The following is an 18,725-nucleotide window of genomic DNA, read 5'->3' on the forward strand; positions in this document are numbered from 1 at the left end:
ATTAACACACGTCTCCGTGGCGAGGGAGCTTGCTCCCGCTGGGCTGCACAGCAGCCCCAAACCCAGCCCCACCAATACTTCCTGACCCACCGCAAACCAAAATGGAAGGCATCCTATGTTCATCATCGAACTAGACCACCAATACCTGCAGCAAACCCTAAGCAAAGTGGAACACTCCATCGGAGACCTCACACCACTCATGCACAGCCTGGCCGCCGAACTCGCCAGCCAAACCGAAGAAAACTTCGAACAGGAAGGCCGTCCCCAGTGGCCTGAGCTTTCTGATACCACCACCGAACGACGAGCTCACAACGGCCACTGGCCTGGCAAGATGCTGCAAGTCAGCGCCGCCGGCCTGGCCGCGTCAATCACTACCCAGGTCACCGATAGCTCGGCGCTGGTGGGTAGCAATAAACCTTATGCGGCGATGATGCAGTTCGGTGGTGACCAGGCAGATTTCCCGCAGCTGTGGGGTGATATCCCGGGCCGGCCGTACTTACCCATGGATACTGAAGGTCACCTGCAGCCTGAAGCTAAAAGGGCCATTCTCGACTTAGCTTTGGTACATCTGGAGGAAGCAGCACGTTCCTAGGAGGTGTCCGTCCATTGCACGTCTGACAGCGGCAAAAAAGGATTTATTGCCGTTGCGCTTCGTTCTTTCTCGACTAGTATCAAAATGACACTGCGCCTCCAGATTAAGGAAAATCGATGAAAATGGTTATCGGGCTTATCGGGCTTAGCTGCATTCTGAGCGGTTGCGCAGGTGGTACAGCTGGCCAGACGACGAAGATCATAGTGAACCCTTCTCCGATTTGGCCTTGGGATCAAAAGAGCGATGGAGTCCCTCTCAGCGATTGTCGCAAGACGAGTTGTAGCGACAACGATATGTTCTCGGCGATGCTCGCGACAGGCACATACTGCAGACAGGTCAGCAATTATTACGAGAGCGGCGGTAACATCAACTCGAATACTCGGTTAGGCGTCAAGGTTCTCGGTGTCTTGGCGGGGAGTGTCTTCGGTATCACTGCAGGTGGATCTGCCGCAAAGGCTTGGTCGGGCTTGTCGGGAGCAACCAATGGCATTCAAGCTGATTTAAGTGACAATGTATCTGCCCGCTCAAATCGAGCACGTATCGTTAGTAAAATTCTCGCGGATTACAACGTTGAGATAAAGACACTCCTCGGCGACAAAGAGCCCACGCTGCAAGTGCGACGGCTGATCGTATGGGCGTCTATGAATACGTCGAATCGTTGCGCAACTGAAGCAGAGATAGAGCCTGAGAATGCGGCTAAAAAAGTAGAGGCGCAGGTCGCTGAAATCAAGAAAACGATTCAGGACAGCAAAGACTCTCAGCAACAGCAACAGCAACAGCAACAGCAATAGTCAAAACTCTTCAAGCTCAGAACAAGGCCACAGATAATGCTGGTAGAAAAATGTGTACAGCTAAAACTGAACAGCTACTGACGATAAGTGAACGTAGCTGACGACTGCCTAGTACACATACCCGTAAGTCACCGAAAATCTCAGGGACCAGCAACCAAAGGCAACCAGTTCTAACACCCCTCTAATATTTCATCAAGAGACTCAGCGAATATTTTGTGAACATCTTGTGCAGAGAGCCAGTGTGAATTGGTGCCAATTTCAGATTGATAGTCTTTAGTGCGCTCTGCATTTTTATTTGTAATAAAATAATCAAATGAGCAGCGCGCGACCTCTACTGCAAGATCCGAGTACTTCGCGACGTCCAACTCACAACTTGAACCTATTAAATATTGACTGGGCGACAAAGGTAGAATTACCGCTATTAGCTCGTCGGATTTATCCAAAAAAGGCTTGAACTTTCTATCGCCCGCAACATGAAATAGTATGATGGAGTCTCCGAGCGGCAGATCGTCTGTAGAATAGCTCTGAACGGTATATTTTAAATTTGAGTATCTGCTTGCTTTTTTGGGGGGTGAAATGGACTCATTGAGTGTTTTGATATGGGCATTTTTGATAGCCTTGGCAATCAAAGCAGGCATAGCATCTCGTCGCTCATATATTGTATTTGATACTCCGCGAGCGATGCTAGCCTTAAGCTCCCTAAACCCTGCTGGGTTTGACTCCGTGATTTGTTTGAAAAGCTTTTTCGATATTCCAGCCTCAAGTAGTGCTCTCTGAAATACAGGCGAGTTTGGAGATATAATTTTTCCTAGGAAGTCCTGCAAGGAATTTAAGTTTGAAAATGTCTCAAGCAACGTATCTATTAACTCTGAAATCAATATATTAGCATTGGATCGAAAGTGCTGACTTCGAATTTCAAAGTGAGCTAACATTGCGGAAATCTTTGCTGTATCCTCTTCGCATATTGAGCTCGCGCGAAGCCGGTCAACCAGTGGCGAAAAGTTACCTTCCTCCTCTTTGGATATTTTGTCATCTAACTCAGCTTCCGACGAAGTCGAGTAAAACAAAGTCTCGACTCCAACGTTTTTTATGTTTGGTTGAAATGTTTTTGCGTTTTTGGAGAAAACCCAGCAATAAACATCTGTGTTAGTGGTTCGACTGGAAAAACTTTTCTGTAAGAATTTAGGAATGAAATGGTGCCGAAAGCCTGACATTCTTCCTTCTCCTTTGAGAGAGTATAGCCTAACGTGCGATTGATTTTTTTGTTTGCGGTAGACGGAGATAAATTATTAAGGGAAGGCATTCGATTTAACGACAGTTGATAACAGTACAAATCAATTAGATCATTATGACCAGAGTACATAATTTTTATAAAAACGGTCGCGCGTGAAGAGTGCTCCCGCCAGAACAAGCCGTTCGTGAAGAGCCGGCCTCCATGCGATTGCGATATACGAGTAAGTATCGGAACCATGTCATCAGCACGCCTATGGTAGCTGAGAGTTTATGAAACGAGACCAATTTTTAGGAAAAGCTTGCAAAGGCTCGTTGGGAGAACAGCGCCTCCATCGAAACCACCATTATTCTTGCCCAAGCCTGCATTTACGAATGCGAGCAAAAGAGACTCATCCATTTTCGCCGCTTCTGCAATCGTCACCTTCGCAAACTGCCCGATTTTTTCTATATCAAAGGAAGGAACTCGTTCAAGTGCAAACAAGATGCGGCGAAGTTCTTCGAAGGATATTTCTTCTTTAGCGTAAGCAGCAAAGCACTTCGCGGCCAACTCAGGTTTTCTCTCACTCTCCATTCGGTCCAAAATTTCAATTACAGAAGCGCCCGCTCTTCCAGAAAACTTATCATTCTCATTCAGCTTCTCTACCATCGCTACCCGCTCTTCTTTTGAAATATCGGAGAGCTGACTGAGAAAACGAAGAAGCTTGGCGGCGAGTAACTGATCTCTTACGGAGTTTTTTGCACCAATTATATTGATTATGGTGTTAACAATCGGAATATCTTTGAGAGCACCAGATTCAAGCAAAGCGTCTACGCCAACCTCCAAAAAATCCTTCCCTACGCTCATTATCGAATCGGATTGAAGAGCTTTGACCACGGCTGAGCCGCGTTGGGTATCATTTTTATTCATCCTTACCTCGATTCGTTAGCCGTCACCATGGCGTGTTCGGAGCTTTGCGGGCTTCTCTTAACATCATAGTCTATGCTGCAACCTTCGGTTAGCCTCCAAACTCTACGTTCGACACCGACGTCGAGACCACATGCCAAATATTGCGTGCGATTTCCAAGACGGTTATCATGCACGTGCAGCTAGCCCCATGCCCCTTGGTAGAGTAATAGCGTATCGGACTACCTCGTAACCGATTTTTCGCTCAAGTCTCACTCGGTCATGGTAGGCGGCTGCTCTAATTAGATATTAGATATACCTCGCCTTAACTCATAAACAGAATAAAACCAGATCTTTTGTCTTTCAGGATTCAGGTTGCCAGGCATTAGTAACCGACTGCGTTTCAGTATCACTTGAATTATACTCTCATGGCGATAAGGAAATGACACACTTACTCTGATACCTAAGTAATCGGTCAATTCGGTATTCCCATCTGAAAACTTTCTCTCTTTGGCTCTTCCAAGCTGATATATTTTTTTTGACTCCATTATTGCTTTCTTGGCAGCACCAAGAAGTAACCATGATTGAATAATTCGTTCGGAATGGCGGCCTCGACGAGTTATATGCTTCCATCCGACCCTATTCACTAAAATCTCACCAAGAACTTGATTTGTTCTTTCATGAAGATTAGAACGCCAACTCTTATAATACTCCCAAGCATCGTCTCTCAATGACTCGTTGCGACCCAATGTTGGAATAAATACTTCGCTGCGGGATATACTTAACTTTTCCAGCTCGCGGTCTATATGACTCGTCCCGCACAACCGCCTGAAATCTCCCTTCGTATGGTGAGCGAATTTCTGAGTTTTTGGTATTAGGAGCATCCCTTCGTTTGTGGGTGAATAGGTTGCTGCATCACGTAGGTCGGCCCACCAAGCCGGTGGACTCTCCTTAGAAATTGTATCGTCGACAAAAACTACTACGCTTGGCCCTGGCAACCTTGCCCATCTACTTTTATGCTTACTAATATATTCCTTACCTAACTGAACTCCAATATGGTTGGGATACTGGACTTGATCCTTGCGATAGCCATTCCCCCCACATTTAACTTGAACGAAAACCAATCCACCACTATCCGTAGGACGTTTTTCACCGCGTCTCATAATGATCACACCATCAACAGCATCATCATTTTGCGAGGCGTATTCTTGCCAACCACACGCCCAAAGGCCCTCTACAATAGTGGAAACCTTATTGATTCCTATTCGCTCTTTTACCCGATTATCCCCCATACGCCTCCATCAGCTAAAAATATCAAGACATACACGTTAATAATTGGCTTTAGCAGTCCCGCAATAGATATTAGGATGACCTGCTAGCCACTTCCTTTATTTTTTCACGAAAGACCAGGTTGAGAGCTAGCATCAACCTCCAATAGATGACAACCTCAAATTAAAGTTTCAATATCGAAAAGAATACAGGTTCCGCATACCGCAGATAATGTTACGTTGGTCACATGACCTAAAGCATTGCGAAGCTGAATAGTTCTCCCCACTTCAATGCCGACCGGCTGCGAAGCTCCATTATCGATCAATACATCCTTTGAACTGTAAATATACATTTTATTCTTGTCTATTATGAAATCTATTCCATGCCCAATATTTGGTATTGAAAACCAACCTGTATTAGCAAGACAAGAGCAAAAATTATCTGCTCGTTCGAGTGTGATTTCGGTAATATCACCAATCACGGTTGACGTGTTGCTTTTATACTCAGCGTGCGCGGCAAAAACCATATATGGATTAGCCGGGCCGTGACTCGGCGACACAACTCCACGATCATTGGTGGTTTCAAACTGATGCAAACCGTCAGACCTTATGATTGCGACAGCTGCGTCCTGAATTGGGTTACCGTGCTGATCTAGAACCTTGATGCGTTTTTTAAAGGAGCTGTGATCGATTAATTGCTCGCTCGGTCCAAAAGCTATCGCGAGGGCACTATTGACCCATACAGACATTTGACTCCTCATAAACTCAAGGAGCATAGCCACTTTAGGCTCCTCTGCGCTAGATCCATCGATAAAGTCGATCTCTTTCCCCCAAATTCTTAGCCTACTGAAATATGAAGGCCCACGTGTGAAAGACACTGTCGCATTGATTTTTATAATTGATCCTGAAACATTTGAGGATAAAGAAACGGAAAAGCTCGGAGAGGTCTCGTCGGGGGTAGCAATCGATGCTGTTGCCTTCGCCTCAGGATCATATGATACGCTTACATTTTTGAACTTGAGTAGCTTTAGCGAAGCCCCCAACTCCGTTAAAAATGGTTTGAAAAGCAGATCCATCCTTTGCTTAACTATCACTCTATTATTATATGCATCTTGCTCGCGAGCATTTTTTGCTTCTGTCTCGGCTTGCACATTGTCTAGCTTATTTGCATAATCGCCGATATCAATCTTCATGACACTGGTCATCTCCGCCACGGATGGATTCAGCCACGCCGACAACTCATTTAGTACATGTTGCATGCTTGGGCGTGACTCTGGGATTACCGCGGTACAAGCCTCAATCAGCATGTCAATGTGCCGTGTACGCTCAGAACTTATATACTGACCTAGGCGAAACACATCATACTTCGAATAATACGACCCAGGAAGGGCAAAACTTTGCCCGGTAGCAAGAACCCAAAGTGTCTTTGCTAAGGAAAAAACATCTGCGGGTTCTCCACGAGATTCTTTAGCGTCATTGAGCATTTCAGGCGCAATGTAGTGTATTGGGCCAATTTTTTCACCCGACTGTGTTTTTGACTCTTTTCCATCAAATGTAGCAAGACCAAAATCACCAACCGACCAAACACTATTGTATATAAAAAGATTTTCCGGCTTGATATCTCGATGCGTCACTCCACACGAATGCAATTGAGCTAAAACATTCGCTATGCCATGCATAGCTACAACGACATTGTAAAGACTTGACTCATTGCCCAATGCTTCTCTGATCGGTGTCGCACGAGCCATAACAAACCATGGACGTGAACAGTCTAGATCCTCATCATAGATTGGTAAGACCCCAGCGATGCCACTACACTTTCGCATAGCGCCGACTTCATCTCTAAATCTTAGGTGCCGTTCTGGAAATTTCTTATGAGTGAAAAGACGTTTTAGAGCACCCGCTGTGCCATTCTTTTGAACCTCCCATACTTGTCCATTTCCTCCTTTACCAAGTGGGGGGCCGACTTCCCATCCGTTAGTATCATTCGGGGGGGGTGCATTGCTCTCGCCAACCTTCGATGTCTTATCCATGATCTATATATGCTCTTTAGTCATACCTAATGAATTCTATCTAGGCTGGTGTTCCGGCAGCATAATGAAGGCTAAGCAAGCCACACGCAATTGATCTGCGTCCCCTGAGCCGCTACAAAATGAGAAGGGTTGGTAGCCGCGGCATCCCCTCCACTGTGATCCGGAAGCCGCCATCTCACCGTAGATGCTCCGCGGCACCTCAGTCCTTGCTGTCAAGGTTCCGCGCGCAAGCAATAGCAGTGTCACATCTCGATGAGGTTTGAATTCATTGTGGGCGTCCAAGGCACTCGCGATCTATACAGTGAGTCACCTCATTTGTGAGCGCGGCGTTCACTTTGGTCGAAAGCGCCTTTATAGCTAGATTTTGCCCCTTAAGCAGCCAGCAGCTACCGGATAGTGACGCGCCACATCAGGCTGCCTTTATATTGCAAATAATGGCTTCCGCGATATCAGGCTTCGCTGGCTAGCCTCTCCATGAAACAACAGTTTTCCCTTGGGAGAGTATGCAGATTTGGACGCGGCCTCTATTGCTTAGGGGCACGCTTCTGACGAAGCGCGAAAGATGGATCACAAACGCTCGTGCCAGGTGAAAAAACGGCCTAGCTCATGCCTATTCATCGGAAAGCAAAAAAACGAACGTAAACGCTTTATAAAGCCTCCCAGCAGCATTGCCCATCAGCAGCTCTGCTCGTAGTCCAGCCAGTTCCCATCGTACGCAAACCCAACCTTCAGATTATCTTCCAGTTTCATATCCAACACGTTTTGCTCAAACCCAGAAACTCACCTGAATTGGCTCACCAACTCTTTAAATCTGATTAAAAGCCCAACCCCACCAAACACCCAAAACTGCGCACACCATCTCCCAACGGCGCAGCCCCATGACCCAACTCCACATCTTCAAACCCGGCACCCACACCGCCCAATGCGGCACCACCTACAACTTCACCGAAGCCGACCTGGCCGCCACCGTCGCAGCCTACAACCCAACCCTCCACGAAGCCCCACTGGTCATCGGCCACCCGCAACACGACGCCCCGGCCGCCGGCTGGGTCAAATCCCTGTCCGCCACCGCCCACGGCCTCATCGCCGAACCCCAACAAATCGACGCATCCTTCGCCGAGCAGATCGCCAAGGGCAGCTACAAGAAAATCTCCGCGTCCTTCTACCACCCAACCGCAGCCAACAACCCCGTGCCCGGCGTCTACTACCTGCGGCACGTCGGCTTCCTCGGCGCCCAACCGCCAGCCGTCAAAGGCCTACGGCCCATCGAGCTGGCCGAGAGTGAGCCCGGCGTCATTCAATTCAGCGAAGACGGTTCACAGGCCACTGACCTAACCACCGCTGCACTAGAAGCAGAGAACCACCGCCTAAAAGCCGAACTCGCCCAACGCGACAACGCAGCCCGTCTCGCCGCACAACAAACCACTCACGCAACCAGCGTCGCCTACGCAGAACAACTGGTCGCCGCCGGCATGAAGCCGTTGCACGCCCCAGTCGTCATCGCAGCCCTCGACGCCGCGCAGTCCGGCACGGTCCCCTTGGCATTCGGCGAAGGCGACCAACGCCAGCCGTTAAGCGTCGGCCTCAAAACCCTCTTCAACGACCTGACCAACCCCATCAGCTTCACCGAAGTCGCCACCAAGACCCGCACCGGCCTAACCGACGCCGCACCCACCAACCCTCTACTCGCCGACGCCGCAGCCCGCGCCCAACGCTAGGAATCCCCATGGCCACCTTCAACCAACCCAAAGACCTGGGCGATTTACTGCTGCTCCAAGTCAGCCCCGGCTGGACCAAAAGCAACGTCACGCTGCTCGCCGGCACCGACTACCCACTCGGTCAGGTGCTTGCCAAAGTCGCTGGCAAATACCAACGCCTTGATCCCGCCGGCAGCGGTGCCGCCAAAAAAGCCGCTGCCGTCCTGGCCGAACGCGTAAACGCCACGACCGGCGATCAACCCGGCGTAGTCATCGCCCGCGGCGCCGTCCTGGCCCTGGGGCAGTTGATCTGGCCCGCCGGCATCACCGAAGCCCAGCAAACCGTTGCCCTCGACGAACTCAACGCCCTGGGCATCGTCGCCCGCACAACCCTCTAACCCGGAACCCCCCATGAACCTGCCAGACCTGTTCAGCGTCGCCAACCTCACCGCCGCCATCAACAAACTCCCGGCCATCCCCGGCAAGGTCGGCGCCATGGGCCTGTTCGACGAGAAAGGCGTCACCAGCACCAGCGTCATCATTGATGAGCGCGAAGGCCGCTTGGTGCTGGTGCCCAACACCTCACGCAACGACGATCCCGCGCCGCTCGAAGGCCGCAAACGCAAACGCCGCACCTTCGAAACCCTGCACCTGCCCGTTAGCAGTTCGATCCTGCCCAGCCAGCTACAAGGCATCGCCGCCTTCGGCCAGGAAAGCGCCACCGCGCCCGTCGTCACCGTCGTCAACGACCACCTGCAGGAACTCAAAAACAGCATCGAGGCCACCCGCGAATTCCAGCGCGTCGGCGCATTGCGCGGCCAACTGCTGGACGCCGACGGCTCGGTGCTGTTCGACCTGTTTGATGAATTCGACGTCAAACAGAAGAAGGTCACCGTGCCCCTCAGCAAGCCCGAGACCAACGTGCGCAAAGCCTGTCTGGACGCCAAGCGCCACGCCGAATCCAAACTCGGCGGCGTCATGGTCACCGGCTTTCGCGCATTGTGTGGGCCAGACTGGTTCGACGCCTTCACCGACCACGCCAAAGTCAAAGAAGCTTTCGCCCACTACCAGGCGGCCCAAGACCGCCTCGGCGGTGACATGCGCTCAGGCTTCACCTTTGGCGGCATCGAGTACATCGAATACGACGTCACCGTCAGCGGCCAACGCTTCATCCCGGCCGACATCGCCCAGGTCTTTCCCGTCGCCCGTGGCGTGTTCCGCCTGTTCAACGCCCCGGCCAACTACAACGAAACCGTCAACACCCTGGGCCAGGCGTTCTACAGCAAAGCCGAGCCGCGCAAGATGGGCAAAGGCTGGGACCTGGAAGCCCAGGCCAACCCCTTGGCCATGTGCCTGTTCCCCGAAGCCCTCGTTGAACTGAAGGCGGGTTGAGCCATGCGCTACTGCACCCGTGCCGACCTCGGCAACGCTATCCCCCTGATGACGCTTATCCAGCTCTCCAACGACGACCCGGCCGCCACCCAGCCCAACGAAGGCGTCATCGTCGACGGCGTGCGCCAGGCCGAGGAACTGGTCGACGGGTACCTGCGCGGCCGATATCAACTGCCGCTCGACCCGGTGCCCACCGTCCTGCGCGACGCCGTCGTCTACCTGGCTCGCCACTGGCTCTACCAACGCCGCCCCGAAGGCGCCTTGCCCGACGCCGTGAAAGACAGCCGCAAAGACACCCTCCAACTACTGGAAAACATCCGCGACGGCGTCATCACCCTCGGCACACCCACCGGCCAGGCCGTGCCAGAGCCCGGCGAGGTCCGCGTGCGCGCACGTCCTCAACAATTCGGCGCCCAACAGTGGGACCGCTATTAATGACGCCGGCCAAAACTCCAACCGAACAACTGCTCGACGCCATGCTCGCCCGGTTACAAGCCGATCTTGGCAGCGAATTGATAATCGAGCTGTTCCCTGAAAACCCGTTGCAATACCGGCTCAACCATCCCCGCGGTGCCGTTTTGCTCGCCTACGGCAAATCCACGTTCGGCCAGTCAGAAAGCACCGACGCCTGCTTCCAGGCACGTCACTGGGTGCTGCGCCTCACATTGGTATTCCGCCAACTCAATGGCAAAGATGGCGTCGTCGGTCACCTTGACCGCATCCGCACCTGCCTCACCGGCTGGTGCCCACCGCACGCCGACCAAGCCTGCCGCCCCGTCGCAGAACACTTTATCGGTCACCAAAGCGGCGTCTGGCAGTACGCCCAAGACTTCACCACCCGCACCACACACCTGCAAACCCTCGTCCCCGAAAGCGGACCACGACTGACCTCAGCTCAATGCCAGGAGCACCCATGAAACTCACCACGTACCGCTACGCCGGACCACCCAGTTGCGCCTCTCTACGCGTCGGCAAAACCGGCGAACGCCTCGAAGTCCTCCTGCACCCAGGCCAACCGGTCAGCATGCCCGCCGACCACGAGTACACCCGCGTTTTGCTGGCCCTCAAACACCTGCATCCGCAACCCGTTAACCCTCTGCCGACGGGCTTACCCGTAAAGGCAGCACAAACATTATCCGCCGCGAAGGAATAACCCATGCCTGCCAACTACCTACACGGCATCGAAACCACCGAAGTCGAACGCGGCCCCAGATCCATCCGAGTGGTCAAATCCGCCGTCATCGCCGTGATCGGCACGGCGCCCACTGGCCCCGTCAACGAACTGACCCTATGCCTTAACGACATCCACGCCGCACAGTTCGGCCCGCACAGGACAGGCTTCTCCATCCCCGAAGCCCTGCAAGGCATCTTCGACTTCAGCGCCGGCACCGTACTGGTCGTCAACGTGCTCGATCCTGCCTTCCACAGCACCACCGTGGACGAGCAAGACAAACAGTTCGCCCCCAACGATCAATTGCAACTGGAACACGGCGCCCTGCAAACGCTTCAAATAAAATCTGCCGACGGGTTGGTCACCTACTTGGAAAGCGTGGACTACAAAGCCGACAGGCTCACAGGTCACATCAGGCGCTTGCCGACCGGCAACATTGCCGCCAACGCTCTGATCAAAGTGGCCTACACCTACGCCGATCCCAGCAAAGTCACCGCAACGGACATCATCGGCGCCGTCAACGCTGCCGGGCGGCGCACCGGCCTGAAAGCCTTCCAAGACAGCTATAACCAACTGGGCTTCTTTCCTAAAATTTTCATTGCCCCAGGCTTCAGCACCTTGAAAGCAGTGACCGCCGAACTGGGCGCCTCGGCCGGCCAGGTCGGCGGCATCGCCTACATCGACGCGCCCATCGGCACCACCGTGCAGCAGGTATTGGCCGGGCGCGGTCCAGCGGGTGCCATTAACTTCAACACCAGCAGTGATCGTGTTCGGTTGTGCTACCCGCACATCAAAGTCCGCGATCCCGCCCACGGCGAACGCTTGCAACCGCTGTCCATCCGCGCCGCCGGCCTGCGCGCCAAAGTCGACAACGACCACGGCTACTGGTGGAGCAGTTCCAACCAGGAACTGATCGGCGTCATCGGCCTGGAGCGGCCGCTAACTGCTCGGGTCGATGACTCGAACAGCGAAGTCAACCTGCTCAACGAAAACGGCATCACCACCGTCTTCAATTCCTTCGGCAGCGGTCTACGCCTATGGGGCAACCGCACCGCGGCTTGGCCGACCGTCACCCACATGCGCAACTTCGAAAACGTGCGACGCACCAAAGACGTCGTGGATGAATCCATCCGCTACAGCGCATTGCAATTCGTCGACCAGCCCATCACCACTTCGCTGATCACCAGCATCACCGAAAGCGTCAACCTGTTCCTGCGCAAACTCATCGGCGACGGCGCCTTACTCGGCGGCGAATGTTGGTACGACCCGGCTCGCAACCCACAAACCGAGCTGGAACAGGGCCACGTACTGTTCAACTACAAACTCACCGTACCGCTGCCGTTTGAGCGCGGCACCTTTGAAACCGAAATCACCGGGGACTACCTGGTCAACTTGGGGGCTGCATAAATGGCAGGCTTTAGCGCACACCGTATTTCCAATGCCAACGTCTACCTCGATGGCACCAGCTTCTTTGGCAAATGCGAGGAGATCGACCTGGGCACCATCAAAACCGTGATGAGCGACTTCCAGGGGCTGGGCATGGTCGGGTTGATCGAGCTGCCGGATGGCATCGACAAGCTGGAAGGGAAAATCACTTGGAACAGCTTGTACTTTGAGGCGGCCAAGAAGCTGGTGACGCCGTTCAAGAGCGTGCAGTTGCAGTGCCGTTCAAACGTACAGGTGTTCAACAATGGCGGGCTGGTGAATGAGATTCCGCTGGTCACGACCATGACCATTACCGGGAAGGAGTATCAGTTGGGCACGCACAAGCCGCGAGATCCGACGAAGTACGAGACGCCGTTTTCGGCGACCTACGTGCGGCAGATGATCAATGGGGATGAGGTGGTGTTGTTGGATTATTTGGCGAATATTTTTCGGGTGGGGGGTGAGAATCAGCTTGCTAGATTTAACCGGAATCTTGGTGTTGCTTAACGCCTACCCAATAGGGCGCTAAAACATAAATACATGTTCGTAGTTGAAATAATTAGAGAGTTAGCAATATAGTACAAATCGGTAGCGATTAGGACAGGCCAGATCGCACAGATTGAGATTAACGTCATTGTCAAAAGATAACTCAGAAGATTTCATAAAGTCCGTGCAACGCTTTTCAGCACGACACTCCGAACACAAAAAACATCTTCCTACCCTTAACTCCTGCCTCGAAAATATCATAAAAGGGGCTAATGAACTACAGGTGGGTCGCGATAATCCGTTGCCTTTCATATTAAAGGTTGAAACCGAGACCTTGCTACATGTCGTAACCGATCTCAATAGTAGTCTTCTTCTTTCGCTATCTAACGAGCTTTATTCGTCCGTAGAAGCACTGTCCAGAATTGCCCTAGAAAACACTATAAACCTAATGTACATCAACGAAGACACTGATACGAAGCGGGGCAAATCACTTCTCAAAAGCTATTTGACTTCCTCATGGGATAGGGCGGAAAAATGGCTCGATTTCGCCATGCTCACTAAAGACGAGAACTCGGAACAGCGAGCAAGAGCTTTTTTTGATAATCTAAAATTTGCCAAAGACCTACTTCCGCTTTTCCGAGATCCGAAAGTCAAAGGGTGGTCGGACGCACGTGCTCGCTTCAAAGCGGTGGGGCTCGAAAGTCTATACCATATTCTCTATGCTCCAACCTGCAACTCAGTGCATTCTTTTTCGGAGGATATTTATAATAATATGCTCTTTGAGCATACGCCTCCAGAACTCCAGCCAGAAATCTTTAAAAGCATTGAAGCCGAAAAAACGTCATTTGCTTATTACTTGACTACTAACGCAGTGCTTCTTTACGCTGATGCCGTGCTGAGGCTTGCCATCAAATTGAAAAACAAAGACGTAGAAGGCAGCCTCCTTGATGCTCGGGAGAGATTATGGAGTTTAATCAACGAGCATGAGGCGCTAACAGACGAATACTACAAGGCGGTTTCAGATCCGGTATAAGCGCCACCTGTAAAAGTATTGATCTAACATAGACAGGCTGGCGCCGCTGAGCGTCCAGCCTTCTTCATATATGGAATGGCGCTGGATCTATAATGTACTCGTGAATACCTCCATGAGATCCTTGATAGCTGATAGGTTGAGGCATTACAGACGGTATGACCCCAAACTCCAGTTGGGTAGCATCCATGCCGGGAATGAATGGAGAGAAAAAAAGTATTCGACCCGCAAATAGAGTTATTTCTCCATTGACAAGAACTGGCGTTTCATCCCTGATTTGTGAGAATTTTTCTGGCGCACTGAAAGCAATTGAATATGAGCTTATAAAATCCCTCTCACGATAAGGCTCACTAACATTGAGCTTGTCATTAAGCGACATTCCCCTTCGAAGAAAAACATCACTATCACTGATAATGTCGCTGTTTGGATGACTTTGCTTCCATGCTTCAATATGGCGATAAATCATTTGATCGTTGACAGTTAAAATGGCAGCGATATGTTCAATGTCGATCAGTGGAGCTACATCTAAGGGCAGTTCATCTGTCTGAACAATTTTAGCATCACTACCATTCAGTGCACATAAATAATCATGGATTGACCGCTTCAGTCGCCGACACCGACCGCCCTTGCGCTTGCTCATACCGTCAAACCACTCTAAGGCGAGGACTTCACAAAACAAAGTAAAAATATCCCCTGGAAGCCTGTTTCTCAGTTCGCTGGAAAACTCCTCCCGGAAGGCTTCCTTGTTCTCTGTGAAGTATGTTAAAAGATCTACCTCTAGTTCACTGGCATCGACGAATTTTACACCTTCACTGTTAGGGCTGCGCTCAATTGGAACACTCTCTCTATGCGCAGCGATAAGGAAACGTTCCGTAAATGCAGCAGACATGGCGTATTGTGGTAGCAAGGATGTATCGAAGGCTGTACCTAGCTTTTTCATGACTGTCCAGATGTAGAGTTAAATTTTCCCCGCGTTGACCGGCAATTTTCGCCCACAAGACACACAACCACCTCACGACCGATTAGGCAATTGGGCTTCCCAGGTTCCTAATAGGTACAAAGAGAGAGAGCCCGCAAGATTCACGGCAAGTTCCGCATGCCGCGGGGCCGGTTTCACACCGGACTTACCCGTGCCGTGTGAGTCACTTAGACGATTTCGAAGCGCGCCAAGTCCTTCAACAACGGCTGTACAGCCACCTAATATCTGTTTGAAAACCTGCTCCGTATGCTGAGAAGGTGCAAGGTTCAACAACTCTGCCGTTTGACGATAGAGCTTGTTAAGATCTGGACTGTCCGTATATTCCAGGCCAGCTGCTTCAAGGATGTGTTTGCAGACTGATTCCAAAAGCGTTCGGGCCATCGTAATAGCGCCCTCAGGATCAATAGCTCGTCGCTCCAACGATTTGGTCCAAGCCGCCCTCACATGCTCTGAGTCGAACCTTTCAATAGCGCCCGTGACAACATCGTCCGCTGGGGACGTTCCAGCTCTTTCGACATAGTCGAGTAGCGGGCGAAACTCTTCCCAAATATAGTCCCTACGTTCAGCATAGGTTCCGTATTTGCCTTTTATAAATTGCCAGAATTGACTGAGACTCCTGCATGTCCGCACGAATCGCGGAACCATCGTAGCGAGCGTTACGTCGGCCATAATTACCTGACGTAGTTTCAGGTATGCAATGTCGTTTTCATTACCTCCAGTGGCCTGCGAAATCAAAATTCCTTGCAGTGATTCTGCTTCTTCTGAGAGAGGATGCATCGTTGACCTATAGGCGATTCGTGGCAGCTGAAAGTGCTTGCAGCATAGCAGACCGTGGTGCGAATCACCGCTGCGCGTAACTGACGGATTGGCTTGCGAAGCAGACGATTTGTTCAGACAACCGTACATAACTCCAGATCGAATCGGCCGGCTGTTTCGCCAGGCGATCGTCGGGATATCCAGATTTACAGAGAGGCTACAGCCCCGATAGCCGTTGCCTACACAGACTGCAGAATCCCCCGGCAGCGTATCCTTAGGTCCACCGGTATCTTATCCCCCGTCACCGCTCACGGTGACCGAGCGGAGCGGCCTGCAGTAGTACTTAAGGTGCCTCTGATGAAGAACAGGTCGCTCCGCCCGATGTTTGATGGCGCTGTACGCTGAGCCCCTAGGCGCTCTGGTGATGCCCAGTTCTCCGGTCTACTCCGGCGTGCAGTGGCCGTCTTTTTAGCAAACCGGCTACTTATGGTAGCTGTGCGAGGGTTCAGCCGACTGCATCAAGGTCGGCCTCTTTGCTGGAGACCTCGTACAGCTGCCTCCCTCCGCCAGCATCCTTCAAAGCCCATCAAGAGCGGTCGAAGGCCGAAGCCAGTCGCCCAAGACAACTGCCTTCAACCTAAAGCCCTCTGCCGAGAAAGCACGTCGTTGCTGCGGGCAAATGTAGGTAAATTCCTCAAAGTATGCGCCAGCGTATTATCTACGGCAGGATCTCGTTTAATATCGATGAGGCCGGAGCGTTCCATAAGACACTGTATTTGCAGCAATACAGTTTCAAGAAATAACGACGAAAACTCGACTCGTTTAATTGCCGTAAACATATCCAGCGTGACACGTTTAAATACATTCCACATTACGCCCTAAAGGCTACGAGACCTTGCGTCCTTACTTACGCATGCGTCAGAATCCGCTGGCTTGTGCGCTTTGTCTCTGGCCTCTATCGTTTACCTGCCACTTCCCATCAGTGGTCGGGTTTAGTAGCCCGGACGGTGTTAGTAACGTGCATAAGTACCATTCAGTCAGGTCATTCTATTCCTGCACTTGATGGTGGTTGTGCGCAGGGCGCCCTTGGGCGCGCCGGGTTTGCTAATTCCACCGGTCTACTAACCTGCGCACAGCCGCCACCCTTCTTTTAGTAGAGAACGGTTGCGGCCCCATTTGAGGAATTAGTTATATGTTCAAGGTTACTCCCAACCCCCCGAATATCGACTCGGTACTCTACGGCGACTCTCTCGACCCCGAAAAGTTGAAAGAGGCGGCAGACCGCGCGCTCAAGCACTACCTCAACCCCGGGGCAACGAAAACGCAGATACAGCCCCGTAAGCCCAGCACGATCTTCACCATCGACGCAGCGGTGGATGACGAAACGTTGCTCGTTGAGGCGTGCGAATCCTTGGCATCCGCCAGCGTGATGGTCAGCGACCTCACCGATTTGACGGACGGCCCACGACGCCAAACGATGCTGGTGCTGCAACGGGTCATCATGTTGGGTGAGTTAGCGGTCAATCGAGTACTGGATAACCACAAACTACCTGGGTAGTCGCCAGGTAATGTTGCGGGGGCGCCGCAAGCGCCCTCACAACAGAAGATCAGCAAGAACTACAGGGTCTCTTGCCTCTTCTGTTCAGCAACACGGCCAACGTAAGCACGCAGGTGAACCCTCGCGGCACTGACTGGGCTAAGCCCACGAAGCTCCGTGGAACGTTGGCTTCCGTCAGGCAGCGACACCGTTAAGGTGTCATTGAACACGCTGTACAAAGCGGTGTGCTGCACGCCATCAATTTCTATCGTGATTTCGTCTTCCATCCGTTCTCCGGTCGTAGCAAGGGTTAATCATTCCCATAGCTATGGGAACGGTCTCCGGCCATCAACGCATGTTCAGGCAGGCGGGCAGGCTATCGAACACTTCCAGGCCATGGCCCGTCACGACGTATTCGTCCCCTCCACGGATAAGCTCTTCATCTTTGAGCCACCGAACGCAGGCATTCAAAAATAGTTCGTCAGGTGTTTCAACGTAATACCCGTCGTGAGGATCCAGGCGGCCTGCCGGGAAGCCGAAATCCTCCGCACTCAAGCCAATAGGCGTAGGACAAGCATCGATCAGTTTGCTCATTATCTGAGTAATCAAATCATTAAATTTTTCTTTGTTCGACTCACTCATAATTCCATTTCTCCTTGTGTATTGGTCTGGTTGCCGTCTTCCAAAGCAGCCTGAATCCTCTCTTTAAATCCGATTAAAAGCCAGTATCCAAGCGCACCGTCACCATCAGGGCTCAACGAAGAACAACCGATCTCACCGATCGACCTGGAGCATAACGATGGCCGACACACTCAGCTTCCCCCTCAAATTCCCCTTCAACAGCGCCAGCGGTGAGCAGATCTCGACGCTGCCCATCAAACGCCTCAAACGCAAAGACATCACCGCGGCTCAAGCGGTGACCAAAGATGAAGGCGCCATGGAAGATCTGCTCGTAGCCAAGATGCTCAGCATCACGCTCGAAGACCTCGGCGAGTTCGACATCGCCGACTCCCGCCTAGCCACCGAGGTGTTGCGGGAAATGGCAGCCGCACGTGACCTTGCTGCAGTCCTGGGACGAAGCGCTGTTGCTGGTACTCAGGATGCAGCCGTCTGAGATCGCCCAGCTCGACATGCTGGAGTACTGGCGCTGGGTGGCGGTGTGTGAACGAGAGATCAATCGTCGGCTCGAACTGGCCGACAAAGCCAGTGGCTGATCAGCGTCACAACGCTCACCCCCAAGCCGGCCAATAACGCGCCGCCCGCAGCCAAAGGGGCGGCCATCAAAGCCAGCAACGGCAGCCCAAAACAGAACGCCAACACCGCCGCCCATAACGGCAAATGCACCAGACACAGCCAGGCAAGCCAGATCACACCGGTACTGATGGTCAGTGCGTAAACAGTGCGGGCGGTGCGTAGCGCGGCTTTTTCAATCATGCCCAAAGCGTAGCAAGA

At 52.1% G+C, this 18,725-nt stretch carries 22 protein-coding genes; 13 read left to right on the top strand and 9 right to left on the bottom strand.

Going from position 1 to position 18,725, the window contains the following annotated elements; genetic code table 11:
- Positions 1-115: 115 nt before the first annotated feature.
- Positions 116-592: a phage virion morphogenesis protein gene (locus tag BLU85_RS15310; RefSeq protein WP_092200989.1), complete on the top strand. Its 477-nt coding sequence runs from the start codon at positions 116-118 to the stop codon at positions 590-592.
- Positions 593-708: 116 nt separating this feature from the next.
- A complete protein-coding gene (locus tag BLU85_RS15315) occupies positions 709-1,383 on the top strand; it encodes a hypothetical protein (protein ID WP_092200986.1) in 675 nt (224 codons plus the stop codon).
- A 170-nt stretch (positions 1,384-1,553) separates the two neighbouring features.
- Here the strand turns inward: BLU85_RS15315 and BLU85_RS15320 are convergent, their stop codons facing one another.
- The 4 genes from BLU85_RS15320 to BLU85_RS15335 form a co-directional block, all read right to left on the bottom strand.
- Positions 1,554-2,597, bottom strand: coding sequence for a DUF4238 domain-containing protein (locus tag BLU85_RS15320; RefSeq protein ID WP_092200983.1), 1,044 nt, complete (start codon positions 2,595-2,597; stop codon positions 1,554-1,556).
- 287 nt (positions 2,598-2,884) lie between these two features.
- Positions 2,885-3,523 (bottom strand): hypothetical protein, encoded by a 639-nt coding sequence (locus tag BLU85_RS15325; RefSeq protein ID WP_092200980.1) that lies wholly within the window; start codon positions 3,521-3,523, stop codon positions 2,885-2,887.
- A 278-nt stretch (positions 3,524-3,801) separates the two neighbouring features.
- Complete coding sequence (locus tag BLU85_RS15330; RefSeq protein WP_092200978.1) at positions 3,802-4,791, bottom strand: DUF4365 domain-containing protein; 990 nt, start codon at positions 4,789-4,791, stop codon at positions 3,802-3,804.
- Positions 4,792-4,946: 155 nt separating this feature from the next.
- Positions 4,947-6,800 carry a protein kinase domain-containing protein gene (locus BLU85_RS15335; RefSeq protein WP_092200975.1) on the bottom strand — a complete coding sequence of 618 codons (1,854 nt, stop codon included), beginning with the start codon at positions 6,798-6,800 and terminating at the stop codon, positions 4,947-4,949.
- Positions 6,801-7,678: 878 nt separating this feature from the next.
- On the opposite strand from BLU85_RS15335, the gene BLU85_RS15340 reads away from it, so the two are divergent.
- The 9 genes from BLU85_RS15340 (at position 7,679) to BLU85_RS15380 (ending at position 14,004) form a co-directional block, all read left to right on the top strand.
- Positions 7,679-8,518 (top strand): phage protease, encoded by an 840-nt coding sequence (locus BLU85_RS15340; protein WP_092200972.1) that lies wholly within the window; start codon positions 7,679-7,681, stop codon positions 8,516-8,518.
- 8 nt (positions 8,519-8,526) lie between these two features.
- On the top strand, positions 8,527-8,895 hold the full coding sequence (locus BLU85_RS15345; protein ID WP_092200969.1) for a head decoration protein: 369 nt from the start codon (positions 8,527-8,529) through the stop codon (positions 8,893-8,895).
- Between the two features lie 13 nt (positions 8,896-8,908).
- A complete protein-coding gene (locus BLU85_RS15350) occupies positions 8,909-9,889 on the top strand; it encodes a major capsid protein (RefSeq protein WP_092200966.1) in 981 nt (326 codons plus the stop codon).
- Positions 9,890-9,892: 3 nt separating this feature from the next.
- Positions 9,893-10,324, top strand: a complete 432-nt coding sequence (locus BLU85_RS15355) for a gp436 family protein (protein ID WP_092200963.1) — start codon at positions 9,893-9,895, stop codon at positions 10,322-10,324.
- Complete coding sequence (locus tag BLU85_RS15360; protein ID WP_092200960.1) at positions 10,324-10,806, top strand: Gp37 family protein; 483 nt, start codon at positions 10,324-10,326, stop codon at positions 10,804-10,806. Before BLU85_RS15355 ends, BLU85_RS15360 begins: the two co-directional genes overlap by 1 nt.
- On the top strand, positions 10,803-11,042 hold the full coding sequence (locus BLU85_RS15365) for a hypothetical protein (RefSeq protein WP_092200957.1): 240 nt from the start codon (positions 10,803-10,805) through the stop codon (positions 11,040-11,042). The genes BLU85_RS15360 and BLU85_RS15365 overlap by 4 nt, the downstream gene beginning before the upstream one ends.
- Positions 11,043-11,045: 3 nt before the next feature.
- Complete coding sequence (locus BLU85_RS15370; RefSeq protein WP_092200954.1) at positions 11,046-12,467, top strand: phage tail sheath subtilisin-like domain-containing protein; 1,422 nt, start codon at positions 11,046-11,048, stop codon at positions 12,465-12,467.
- Positions 12,468-12,992, top strand: a complete 525-nt coding sequence (locus BLU85_RS15375; RefSeq protein ID WP_092200951.1) for a phage major tail tube protein — start codon at positions 12,468-12,470, stop codon at positions 12,990-12,992.
- Between the two features lie 127 nt (positions 12,993-13,119).
- Positions 13,120-14,004 carry a DUF5677 domain-containing protein gene (locus BLU85_RS15380; protein ID WP_139207938.1) on the top strand — a complete coding sequence of 295 codons (885 nt, stop codon included), beginning with the start codon at positions 13,120-13,122 and terminating at the stop codon, positions 14,002-14,004.
- Positions 14,005-14,068: 64 nt separating this feature from the next.
- On the opposite strand, the gene BLU85_RS15385 is transcribed toward BLU85_RS15380, so the two are convergent.
- Positions 14,069-14,941 carry a hypothetical protein gene (locus BLU85_RS15385; protein ID WP_092200945.1) on the bottom strand — a complete coding sequence of 291 codons (873 nt, stop codon included), beginning with the start codon at positions 14,939-14,941 and terminating at the stop codon, positions 14,069-14,071.
- A gap of 72 nt (positions 14,942-15,013) precedes the next feature.
- Complete coding sequence (locus tag BLU85_RS15390) at positions 15,014-15,757, bottom strand: abortive infection family protein (protein WP_092200942.1); 744 nt, start codon at positions 15,755-15,757, stop codon at positions 15,014-15,016.
- A gap of 1,171 nt (positions 15,758-16,928) precedes the next feature.
- On the opposite strand from BLU85_RS15390, the gene BLU85_RS15395 reads away from it, so the two are divergent.
- A complete protein-coding gene (locus BLU85_RS15395) occupies positions 16,929-17,294 on the top strand; it encodes a DUF6124 family protein (RefSeq protein ID WP_092200939.1) in 366 nt (121 codons plus the stop codon).
- A gap of 59 nt (positions 17,295-17,353) precedes the next feature.
- Here the strand turns inward: BLU85_RS15395 and BLU85_RS15400 are convergent, their stop codons facing one another.
- Positions 17,354-17,560, bottom strand: a complete 207-nt coding sequence (locus BLU85_RS15400) for a hypothetical protein (protein ID WP_092200936.1) — start codon at positions 17,558-17,560, stop codon at positions 17,354-17,356.
- A gap of 61 nt (positions 17,561-17,621) precedes the next feature.
- On the bottom strand, positions 17,622-17,915 hold the full coding sequence (locus BLU85_RS15405) for a hypothetical protein (protein ID WP_092200933.1): 294 nt from the start codon (positions 17,913-17,915) through the stop codon (positions 17,622-17,624).
- A gap of 157 nt (positions 17,916-18,072) precedes the next feature.
- On the opposite strand from BLU85_RS15405, the gene BLU85_RS15410 reads away from it, so the two are divergent.
- On the top strand, positions 18,073-18,387 hold the full coding sequence (locus tag BLU85_RS15410) for a phage tail assembly protein (protein WP_092200930.1): 315 nt from the start codon (positions 18,073-18,075) through the stop codon (positions 18,385-18,387).
- 59 nt (positions 18,388-18,446) lie between these two features.
- On the opposite strand, the gene BLU85_RS15415 is transcribed toward BLU85_RS15410, so the two are convergent.
- Positions 18,447-18,707, bottom strand: a complete 261-nt coding sequence (locus BLU85_RS15415) for a hypothetical protein (protein ID WP_092200926.1) — start codon at positions 18,705-18,707, stop codon at positions 18,447-18,449.
- Positions 18,708-18,725 lie beyond the last annotated feature (18 nt).

Source organism: Pseudomonas sp. NFACC14, from assembly GCF_900106885.1.
Lineage (GTDB): Bacteria > Pseudomonadota > Gammaproteobacteria > Pseudomonadales > Pseudomonadaceae > Aquipseudomonas > Aquipseudomonas fluorescens_AA.